Annotated in this window: 9 protein-coding genes; 5 read left to right on the forward strand and 4 right to left on the reverse strand. The window is 66.6% G+C overall.

Annotated features, from left to right (window positions below; genetic code table 11):
- Positions 1-162 precede the first annotated feature (162 nt).
- Entirely contained in the window at positions 163-1,779 is a 1,617-nt protein-coding gene (locus JWQ89_RS09150; RefSeq protein WP_299640314.1) for a PAS-domain containing protein, read from the reverse strand.
- Positions 1,780-2,032: 253 nt separating this feature from the next.
- Here JWQ89_RS09150 and mscL point away from each other — a divergent pair, with 253 nt between their 5' ends.
- A complete protein-coding gene (gene mscL / locus JWQ89_RS09155; RefSeq protein ID WP_299640315.1) occupies positions 2,033-2,461 on the forward strand; it encodes a large conductance mechanosensitive channel protein MscL in 429 nt (142 codons plus the stop codon).
- 325 nt (positions 2,462-2,786) lie between these two features.
- Positions 2,787-3,425, forward strand: coding sequence for a LuxR C-terminal-related transcriptional regulator (locus tag JWQ89_RS09160; RefSeq protein WP_299640316.1), 639 nt, complete (start codon positions 2,787-2,789; stop codon positions 3,423-3,425).
- 290 nt (positions 3,426-3,715) lie between these two features.
- On the opposite strand, the gene hemA is transcribed toward JWQ89_RS09160, so the two are convergent.
- Positions 3,716-4,996 carry a 5-aminolevulinate synthase gene (hemA, locus tag JWQ89_RS09165; RefSeq protein WP_299640317.1) on the reverse strand — a complete coding sequence of 427 codons (1,281 nt, stop codon included), beginning with the start codon at positions 4,994-4,996 and terminating at the stop codon, positions 3,716-3,718.
- A 374-nt stretch (positions 4,997-5,370) separates the two neighbouring features.
- On the opposite strand from hemA, the gene JWQ89_RS09170 reads away from it, so the two are divergent.
- On the forward strand, positions 5,371-6,696 hold the full coding sequence (locus tag JWQ89_RS09170; RefSeq protein ID WP_299640321.1) for a hypothetical protein: 1,326 nt from the start codon (positions 5,371-5,373) through the stop codon (positions 6,694-6,696).
- 66 nt (positions 6,697-6,762) lie between these two features.
- Here JWQ89_RS09170 and JWQ89_RS09175 read toward each other — a convergent pair whose 3' ends face one another.
- Positions 6,763-7,767 carry an endonuclease/exonuclease/phosphatase family protein gene (locus JWQ89_RS09175; protein WP_299640323.1) on the reverse strand — a complete coding sequence of 335 codons (1,005 nt, stop codon included), beginning with the start codon at positions 7,765-7,767 and terminating at the stop codon, positions 6,763-6,765.
- Positions 7,768-7,931: 164 nt separating this feature from the next.
- Between JWQ89_RS09175 and JWQ89_RS09180 the strand changes: the two genes are divergently transcribed.
- Positions 7,932-8,702, forward strand: a complete 771-nt coding sequence (locus tag JWQ89_RS09180) for an SDR family NAD(P)-dependent oxidoreductase (RefSeq protein WP_299640324.1) — start codon at positions 7,932-7,934, stop codon at positions 8,700-8,702.
- A gap of 109 nt (positions 8,703-8,811) precedes the next feature.
- Complete coding sequence (locus tag JWQ89_RS09185; RefSeq protein WP_299640326.1) at positions 8,812-9,477, forward strand: OmpA family protein; 666 nt, start codon at positions 8,812-8,814, stop codon at positions 9,475-9,477.
- Between the two features lie 49 nt (positions 9,478-9,526).
- On the opposite strand, the gene JWQ89_RS09190 is transcribed toward JWQ89_RS09185, so the two are convergent.
- Positions 9,527-9,817, reverse strand: coding sequence for a hypothetical protein (locus tag JWQ89_RS09190; RefSeq protein ID WP_299640327.1), 291 nt, complete (start codon positions 9,815-9,817; stop codon positions 9,527-9,529).
- Between the last annotated feature and the right edge of the window lie 147 nt (positions 9,818-9,964).

Here is a 9,964-nt window from a genome sequence, read left to right on the forward strand (position 1 = left end):
ACTCGTAGAACAGCCGCGCCGGCTCGATCTGCATCCCCATCATCGTCGCGTCCCCCTGCAACCCACTACAGGACGGAATCACGACCACGACCACCGATCAACCGCAGACTAAATCAACGATATCGGCCAGAACCAGCCCCAGCCCGAGCTGCACCGCCGTCCCTAACCCTCCACCCGCTTCCGCCCGCGCTGGCCTGCCAGCTGGCTGATCGTCGCGCGGAGCGCCGCGGGCTTTACCGGCTTGGTCACCACCGTCACGCCACGATCCTCGGCCAGCGCCCGCACGGCCGGGCTGCGGTCGGCCGTCACCAGTGCGGCCGGCAGGTGTCCGCCGACATTGTGGCGTAGCCACTCGATCGCATCGAGCCCCGAGGTCTGGTCGAGGTGATAGTCCATCAGCACCAGGTCCGGCAGCCAGCCGAGCAGCAGCCCGTCCTTGTCGATGTCCTTGAGCGAGCGGGCCGAGCGCACGTCGCACCCCCAGCCACCCAGCAGCCCCTCCATCGCATCGAGGATGGCCCGCTCGTTGTCTACGCAGAGGATCCTGAGCCCGGTGAGGTTCGAAACCGGCTCGCGCACCGGCGCCGCATCGGGCGCCACCTTGGGCGAGCGGTGGTAGGGCAGGTAAAGCGAGAAGCGCGAGCCGCGCCCCTCCTTGCTCTCGAGTTCCAGCGTCAGCCCCAGCGCCGTGACGAGACGCCTGACGATCGACAGCCCCAGCCCCAGCCCCTGCGCCATGCGCGCCCCATGCTCGAGCCGGCTGAACTCGGCAAAGATCAGCGCGTGTTGGTCCTTGTTGAAGCCGATGCCCGTGTCGATCACGTCGAACCGCACCCGCGCGCCCCTGAGCCGCGCCCCCACCAGCACCCGCCCGCCCGGCCGCGTGTACTTGATGGCGTTGGAAACGAGGTTCTGGATGATCCGCGCCACCAGCGCCCGGTCGCCCGCCACCGCCAGCGAGGTGTCGACCAGCCGCAGGTCGACATCCTTCTTCAGCGCCAGCGGCGCGAACTCCACGTCGATCTTCTTCAAGAGGTCCCGCACCTGGAAGGGCACGACCCCCGGCTTCAGCGCACCCGCGTCGATCCGCGAGATATCGAGCAGCGCCGACATGATCTCCTCGACCGCCGTCAGCGACGCCTCGATCGAATGCGCGAGGTCGTCGAGCCCGGTGCCGCCGGCCCGCTCCACCAGCGTCGAGGTATAGAGCCGCGCCGCGTTCAGCGGCTGCAGCAGGTCGTGGCTCGCCGCCGCGAGAAAGCGCGTCTTGTCGCGGTTGGCCGCATCTGCCTTGGCGCGGGCCACCTCGAGTTCCGAGTTCACCCGGATCAGCGCCGCGGTGCGCTCCTCGACCCGCCCCTCGAGCGTCTGGTTGATGCTGGCGAGCTCGGTCTCCGCCGCCACCCGGGCGGTGACGTCGGCAAAGCTGATCACCAACCCGCCATCGGGCAGGCGCGAGGAATGAAACTCCAGCACCTGGCCCTTGGCGCCGAGCCGCTGGCTCACCGTGGTATGTGATTGCGTCAGCGTCTGCACCCGCTGGGCAGCCAGCGAGATCGCGTCCCCGGACCCCAGGTCGCCGCGCCGCGCCACGTAGAGCGCCATGTCGTAGAGCGCCGTTCCCGAGCGCACCAGCTCCGGCGGCACCGCCAGCAACTCGGCATAGCGCGAGTTCGACGTAACCAGCCGCAGGTCGCGATCGAACACCGCGATCCCCTGCGGGATGAAGTCGATCGCCTGCCTCAGCGAATCCTGTCTGTCGGTCAGCGTCGCGATCATCTCGTTTCCGTACCCGCGGGCCAGTATCTGCCCCCCGCCACCCCCTCGCAAGGCCACACAAAGTCGAGACCCCGATCCTCCCCCGCAACGCGGGGGGAGGGCGACTGGCGAGGGCGGTGGAGGGGGCACGCCGCCGCGCCCTGCCGCAGCCAGTTGCTTTGTCGCCCGGAAAGCGAAAAACTCAACGCCGGGCGCGGCTTGGGTCATTGGCCGCACGAGGCGCCGCCGGGCGCGGGCAACCAAGGGGAACGGCATGTTCAGGGAATTCCGCGATTTCGCCCTCAAGGGCAACGTCATCGACCTCGCCATCGGCGTCATCATCGGCGCCGCCTTCGGCGCCATCGTCTCGTCCATCGTCGACGACGTCTTCATGCCGCTGATCGGCGTGGTGCTCAGGGGCATCGATTTCTCGAACCTGTTCATCGTCCTCAACAACCCCGGCAACGTGCCGGTCCCCACCGTCGCCGCCGCCAAGGCTGCCGGCGTCGCCACCCTCAACTACGGGCTGTTCATCAACGCCGTGGTGAAGTTCGCCATCATCGCCTTCGTGCTCTTCCTCGTGGTCAAGGCCATCAACCGCTTCCGCCGCGAGGAAGCCGCCGCCCCGGCAGCACCGCCCGCCCCGACGACGGAGGAGAAGCTGCTGACCGAGATCAGGGACGCGATCAAGGCGCAGAAGTAGGGAGGCTCCGACACGGGGCGCTTCCAGCGAAACTTCGCCGGAGGTGCCATCATTCCTGGGAGATAGGAATATCCTCCTTGACACCTCTGTTCAAGGCATTTATCCCTAAATCCGCTAAGCGTTCGCGCATACGTAGTTCTTCTAATCGGACCGCGGGAACACTTATTGCATGCTGTACGCCGATATTTCATCGCGTCGGCAGGTTGTGAGTACTGACAAGAACAGCCGTGTAACGCCTCTCACCGTCTCCGGCGGAGAGCTTTCGGCTGTGGATATTCCAGCGTACCAACACCGGGTTTTGCGCCGTTTGCTGTCGGAGGACGTCGTGACTGAATCATTCTATTACCCTTCATTTCTGCATCGCGACCGCATGGTGCATATCCTCGATGCCGACGCCGCGACCTGCGAGGCGTTGAGCGTCCTGTTCCGGCTCGAGGGGTTCCAGACAGCGTTTTCGGTCGATGCCTCGGGCTTTCTCACCGCCGCCGAGCGCCGCCGGCCCGACGTCGCCATCGTCAATTTTCGCGTCGGCAACGAGGATGGGCTGGCCATCCTCAAGCGCATCAAGACCATGCGCACCGGCACCCCGGTGTTCATCCTCGAGGACCGGCCCGAGGTCGATTCCGCCGTGTTGGCGATGAAGGCGGGCGCCTCGGACGTCTTCACCAAGCCCATCGAATCCGAGCGCCTGGTGCGAGCCGTCCGCGAGACGCTGCGGCACGACATCCGGCTCGGCCCCGTCGCCGAAGGCGGCCACCGCCGCGTCGAGGTGCGCGGCTTCGACCAACTCACCCCGCGCGAGCGCGAAGTGCTGCAGCTCATCACCAACGGCCAGTCCAACAAGGAAGCCGGGCGCGAACTCGGCATCTCGCCGCGCACCATCGAGGTGCACCGCGCCCGCGTCATGGAAAAGCTCGGCGCCCGCAACACCGCCGACCTGATGCGGATCGTGCTGACGAGCTGAGGTTTTCGATGCGGGCGGGCGTAGGCCGGGGCTCGGCCGCGTTCCGTTAACAAGCTCGGTGTCATCCCAGCGAAGGCTGGGATCCAACTCACGGCTCGCGCAGGTGGAGAAATGGATCCCAGCTTTCGCTGGGATGACATCGGTGTTGGGGCCTGTGTCGTTGGTCGCTTCTGCCGAAGCGCACCTTCGATGGCGGCGTCCGCAGCCGCCCTAAGGGCATCCCACTCGCGGAGAAATACCCCTCATCCGCCCTTCGGGCACCTTCTCCCACAAGGGAGAAGGCGACGGCGTCAGCCGCCCGCGCCGGTCAGCGTCAAATCCCCGCTCGTCAGCTTGTCGGCGCTGACCTTGCTGGTCGGCCGCTCGCGCTGCAGCTCGAGGCTGGCCCATACGCTCACCAGCGCGTGGCGCAGCTCGATGATCATCTCGTCGGTATGGAACGGCGTCGGGGTGATCCGCAGCCGCTCGGTGCCCTTGGGCACGGTGGGGTAGTTGATCGGCTGGATGTAGATGTGGTGCTTTTCGAGCAGCATGTCGCTCGCCGCCTTCACCAGGCGGGCGTCACCCACGATCACCGGCACGATATGCGTATCGGTCTTCAGCACCGGCAGGCCGGCGTCGCCGAGGATGTCCTTCGTTAGCTGCGTCTGGCGCTGCTGGGCCTCGCGCTCTGCCGATGACACCTTGAGGTGCTCGATCGAGGCACAGGCCGCCGCGCACAGCGCCGGGGGCAGGGCGGTGGTGAAGATGAATTCCGGTGCATAGGAGCGCACCGCGTCGATGATCGCCCGGTTGGCGGCGATATAGCCGCCCATCACGCCAAAGCCCTTGGCGAGCGTGCCCTCGATGATGTCGATCCGGCCCATCAGCCCGTCGCGATCGGCAATGCCGCCGCCGCGTGGCCCGTAGATGCCCACCGCATGCACTTCGTCGATATAGGTGAGCGCGCCGAACTCCTCGGCGAGGTCGCAGATCTCGGCGATCGGTGCCACGTCGCCATCCATCGAGTAGACCGATTCGAAGGCGATGAGCTTGGGGCGCTTGCGATCGACCGAGGCGAGCAGCTCGCGCAGGTGCGCGACGTCGTTGTGCCGGAAGATCCGCTTTTCCATGCCGGACTGGCGCACGCCCTGGATCATCGAGGCGTGGTTGAGCTGGTCCGAAAAGATCACGCATTCGGGCAGCAGCCGCGCCAGGGTCGAGATCGCAGCTTCGTTGGAGACGAACCCCGAGGTGAAGACCAGCGCCGATTCCTTGCGGTGCAGGTCCGCGAGCGAACGCTCGAGCTCGACCAGCGGGCGGTTGGTGCCCGAGATGTTACGGGTGCCGCCGGCGCCGACGCCGAGTCGCGCCGCGGTGTCCTGCATGGCCGCGATCACCTTGGGATGCTGGCCCATGCCGAGATAGTCGTTCGAGCACCAGATGGTGATCTCGCGCTGGTTGTCCGCCGAATCCCGGTAGATGGCCCGGGGAAAACGCCCGGCGATTCGCTCGAGGTCGGCAAAGACGCGGTAGCGCTTTTCCTGCCGCAAGGTGTCGACGGCGTCCTCGAAAAACCCGCGATAGTCCATTGTACCACTCTCGTAGCGCAGGTCCCGCCTGCTCGCGACCCCATCGGCGCGCAGACTGCTAGTCCTGCGGCGGACGGATTGACATAGGTCAATTCGCCGCGCGGAGGCCGATGCAAGTCATTGGCGGACCTGCGTCTTGCGCGACGACCTTGCAACCATTCTAAACCGTGGCGGCCCCGCTGCCAATCATACTCAAGTGCGTGGCGCGGATCGGCCGGGCGGTCGAGGGGGACGCCGTTCAGAATGGGTTCAGCCCGCCCGTGCGAGTTGCCCCAATGCCATTCGGCGGATGCGTGTTAACGGCCTGGTAGCCTTTACGTTGACCCGGCCTTGGCGTCGTCTAGTATCAGCCCACACGGAATAGGGGATCCGCCATGAAGAGCTTCTCGTCGTCCAGCTTTGCCAACGACCACGCCGAAGTGCTCGATCTGGCGCTCGCCGCAGTCAACAAGCATCCGCAGGCGCTGTTCACCGATTTCCAGTGGTTCCTCTACGAGGCGCGCGACACGGTGTTCTTCACCGCCGCCTCGAAGTCGAGTTTCGACAAGGACTCGATCGGCAATCTCGTCGCCGACATGGTCGCGCTGGCCCCGCAACTGACCCACGGCTTCGTCGGGGCCCGCCCGGGCCAGCCCTTCCCCAAGCACCTGCTCGACGCCATCACCCATGTCGAGGAAGTCGACGAGTTCGACGGCTACCCCGACAAGTGGATATCGAAGTCTCCCGACATCTTCGCCCGCGATGACCTGCCGCTGTTCCGCGTCTCGGCCGTCGTCCGCCGCGGCGGTCCCGATGCCGAGGGCCGTGCCTCGATGATCCAGGTGCGCTCGAGCCATGCGCTGCTCGAAGGCTCCGACTCGGCTCTGCTCACCCGCTCGGCCTCGGCCGGCCACGGCATCATGAGCGACAAGTCGAACAAGGTCTCGCTCGGCTCGCGGCTGAAGGGCAAGCTCCGCGGCTGGTCGATGACCTGGAGCTACATCATCCTCGCCAACCTGCTGTCGCCGGCCGACAAGCCCTGGGGCTTCAAGACCCTGGCGCTGAAGCGCCACCGGCTGCGGCTGCTCGCCAACAAGCTCGGCGTGCGCCAGCGCTCGCTGATGTTCGCGCTCGTCACTTACGCGCTCAACGGCGAAGGCGCCGAAAAGCACATGTCGCACAAGGTGATCGGCGCCGCCTACACCATGCTCGACGGCAAGCGCCACGACGCGGACGACGATTTCTTCCGCGTCCGGGCGCTGCAGGCCAAGTTCAAGGTGCACGGCGATTTCGTCACCTTCGTTCGCGAGGTCGACGACACGGTCGGCAAGATCGAGCAGAAGGACATCACCAAGTTCCAGGTGATGATGAACTCGATGTTCAAGACCCTGCGCGGGCTGAACACCATGTGGAAGGGCCTGCCGGGCAAGCGCTTCTGGCGCTTCAACGGCGGCATGCACATCGTGCTGACCCTGGTCCCGCCGCACCGCACCTACGGCCCGATGACGCACGGCATGATGGAGCCGATCTATTGCGGCGCCTGGCACCCGGCAGCCAACATCTGCACCTTCTGCCCCGGCCGCGAATACGTGACGCTGAACTTCTCGATGGAAACCCGCCACATCGCCAACGTGGAGAAGATCAACGCGCTGCTCGACAAGGTCGAGGCGATGGACCTCGCCCCGACCAGCCGCAAGGTGGTCGAGGACGAGGCGATCTGAGGCTGGCCGCGATATCGCCCCAGCTCATCTCCCCCGCAGGGGAAGAGATCGGCACCGAGATATCCCTCAACCAGCGAACCCCGCCACCCGCGCCACCACCATATCGTGGTCCGACAGCACCTCGCCGTCGGGCGCCAGTGACGGGACGATGCGGCTCTCTTCCACCACCAGCCCGCGCGTCAGGAACCAGTCGATCTTCCACGTCCCGTGCGGCTTGTGGCTGACCCGGCTGGGACGGGTGGTTGTCTGGTCGAGCGGGCCGCCGTGCAGCTCGAAGCCGCGGCCGAGCGCATGCGCGAACAGCGTTTCCTCCGCTCCGTCCCGGCTGACCAGCGCGGCATTGAGGTCGCCGCCGATGATCACCGGCGTATCGCCTGCCAGCTGGTCGATCGCATCGATCAGCCCCTTGATCTGCCTTTCGCGATAGGCCGCATTGGCGGCATTCTCGAGATGCACCGACACCGCGTAGAGCGGCCCCTCAGTCGTCATCACGCTCGCCGCGATGGCGCAACGCGTGCCGATCCGATGCGCCGGGCTTTCCGGCTTGAACCAATGCCCGTGCGGCTCAAGCCGGATCATCACCGGCGCCTGCAGCGCCCCGCGCGCCAGCAGCGCGTTGCCGTGAAAGCCATGCAGGTTGAAGTCGTCCTCGCAGAACTCGAGCTCGACTTCCGCGCCGAGTTCCAGCTCCAGGAACTCGACCCCGAACGCATGCGCCATCCCGAGCTCGGTGGCGACGTCGCGCGCGGTATGGCGCTGCCCGGTGCGCGCCATGCCGTTGTCGACCTCCGACAGGAGCGCGATGTCGGCGCCCTCGCGCTTCAACAGCTCCGCCGATTTCTCCACCGCATAGCAGCGCTCGAGGTTCCACGTGGCCACGGTCAGCGGGAACGACAGCTGCGCCGCGTGGGCCGCCGCCGGCGCCTCGACACGCTGCAGGCACTGGAGGCTGGCCATGGCCGCGGCATGATTGGCTTCGGTCCGCTCAAGCGCTGCGAGCCGGCCGCGCTCCTCGAGTGAGGGACCGATGAGGGCAGCCATCTGCGCCGGCTTGACGAGATCGAGGGACATGGCGCGAACACTTCGTGGGGTGATGGAACGCCCCACCTAGCCAGCCCACATGTCGTGCCGGTGACAATCGTACCGCACCGTACGCCTCACCCGGTTGCCGCCTTGCCGGGCGCTTTCCCTCACGCTAAATCCCCCCGCCAGCAATCGGTTTTCCGGGGAACTTCATGTCCGACTACGCCAGCTATCCCAGCCTCAACGGCATGCCCGTGATCGTCTCGGGCGGTGCCTCGGGCATCGGCGAGGGGATCGTCCGCGCCTTCGCCGCGCAGGGCAGCAAGGTGGGCTTCGTCGACATCGCCGCCGAAGCAGGGGAGAAGCTCGCGGCGGAACTCAATGCCGCAGGCGCCAGCGTGCAGTTCACCCGCTGCGACATCACGGACATTCCGGCCTACCAGGCCGCCATCAAGGGCTTCGAGGCGGCGCACGGCCCGACCCTGGCGCTGGTCAACAACGCCGCCAACGACCAGCGGCACGACATCGCCGACATCACCCCGGAAGCCTGGGACGAGCGCATCGCCGTCAACCTGAAGCACGCCTTCTTCGCCGCCCAGGCGGTGGCCCCGGGCATGGTGGCGGCCGGCCGCGGCTCGATCATCAATTTCGGTTCGGTGAGTTGGATGGTGCTGTCCTCGCAGCTCACCGTCTACACCGCCGCCAAGGCCGCCATGCACGGCATGTCGCGCTCGATGGCGCGCGAATACGGCAAGCACGGCGTGCGCGCCAACACGCTGGTGCCGGGCTGGATCATGACCGAGCGGCAGCTGACCCTGTGGGCCACCGAGGAAGGGCTGAAGGCGCTCGACGCGCAGCAGGCGCTGAAGGGCCGGCTCTACCCCGAGGACATCGCACGCATGGTGCTGTTCCTCGCCGCCGACGATTCACGGATGATCTCCGGCCAGGATTTCGTCGTCGACGGCGGCTGGGCGCACGGCTAGCGCACCGGGCGAACCTGATCTAACGTCTGCGCCGGGCAAAGGCAGCGGCGAACACCTTGCTGCCGCAATCGGTGGCGAGAACGTGCGCCAAGACCTACGGGGGACGTCAATGAAATCGAAGATTCTGATCGCCGGCCTCGCGGCCCTGTCGCTGAGCGCCTGTACCTCGATCAACCCCTTCACCGGCGAGAGCCAGATCTCGAACACCACAGGCGGGGCGCTGATCGGTGCGGGCGGCGGCGCGGTGGTCGGCGGCATCATCGGCGCGGCGACCGGCAGCGACCCGCGGGTCGCGGCGCTGATCGGCGCCGGCGTCGGCGGGCTGACCGGCGCGGCGATCGGCAGCTACATGGACCAGCAGGAAGCCGAGCTGCGGGCGCAGCTGCAGGGCACCGGCGTTTCGGTCACGCGCGTCGGCCAGCAAATCATCCTCAACATGCCGTCCAACATCACCTTCTCTACCGACTCCGCGACCGTGCAGCCGCAGTTCAACGAGACGCTGGTCTCGGTGGGCCTGGTGCTCAAGAAGTTCAACAAGACCGTCATCGACGTCTACGGCCACACCGACTCCGAGGGGTCCAACACCTACAACCTGGACCTCAGCCAGCGGCGCGCCACCTCGGTCGCCACCATCCTCGCCAGCCAGGGTGTCGACCAGCGCCGCTTCTACATCACCGGTAAGGGCGAGGAGGATCCGATCGCCTCGAACGCCACCGAGTCCGGCCGCTCGCAGAACCGCCGCGTCGAAATCCAGCTCTCGCCCATCCAGGGCTGAGTTCCGGATCGAGCAGTTTCGAGGCCCGGGTCAGTCCCCCGGGCCTTTTTCACGGGGTTGTCGTCTGCTGCGGCGCCGTCACGGGCGTGCCGGGGACCACTCCGGTCCCGGGATTGCCCATCAGCAGCTGGAAGAACAGCAGGATCGCCGCGACGATCACCAGCCCGAGCACGCCGTACCGCCACCAGCCGGTCGGCCCCGTGGCGCCCACCGTCTCCTCGACATTGCCGGTAACCTCGAGCTCGGAGTTCTCCGGCAGCGCAATCGGCATGCCGTTCTCGTCGATCAGCTGATCGACATCGGCAACCGTCGGCTCACGCTTCACATCCACAGTCGCCATTTCGGCTCTCCCCGGTGATGAAGAAAGATGAAATGGCCCCGCCGCCCGATTGGTTCCGACGCCGCGGCTGCGCGTCGTTGCACAGGGCTCCGTAGCCCGGACCGATAGTTTCTCGAAAGCTTAGCCACACCGAGTTGGGGAGGGGTG

Origin of the sequence: Devosia sp. (genome assembly GCF_028290645.1) — a bacterium.
Taxonomy (GTDB): Bacteria; Pseudomonadota; Alphaproteobacteria; order Rhizobiales; family Devosiaceae; genus Devosia_A.

Bases quoted from the DNA above. Each gene is read 5' to 3' on its own strand.
- JWQ89_RS09175 (WP_299640323.1), bottom strand. From the start codon at position 7,767: ATGTCCCTCGATCTCGTCAAGCCGGCGCAGATGGCTGCCCTCATCGGT.
- JWQ89_RS09190 (WP_299640327.1), bottom strand. From the start codon at position 9,817: ATGGCGACTGTGGATGTGAAGCGTGAGCCGACGGTTGCCGATGTCGAT.
- hemA (WP_299640317.1), bottom strand. From the start codon at position 4,996: ATGGACTATCGCGGGTTTTTCGAGGACGCCGTCGACACCTTGCGGCAG.
- JWQ89_RS09185 (WP_299640326.1), top strand. From the start codon at position 8,812: ATGAAATCGAAGATTCTGATCGCCGGCCTCGCGGCCCTGTCGCTGAGC.
- JWQ89_RS09180 (WP_299640324.1), top strand. From the start codon at position 7,932: ATGTCCGACTACGCCAGCTATCCCAGCCTCAACGGCATGCCCGTGATC.
- mscL (WP_299640315.1), top strand. From the start codon at position 2,033: ATGTTCAGGGAATTCCGCGATTTCGCCCTCAAGGGCAACGTCATCGAC.
- JWQ89_RS09170 (WP_299640321.1), top strand. From the start codon at position 5,371: ATGAAGAGCTTCTCGTCGTCCAGCTTTGCCAACGACCACGCCGAAGTG.
- JWQ89_RS09150 (WP_299640314.1), bottom strand. From the start codon at position 1,779: ATGATCGCGACGCTGACCGACAGACAGGATTCGCTGAGGCAGGCGATC.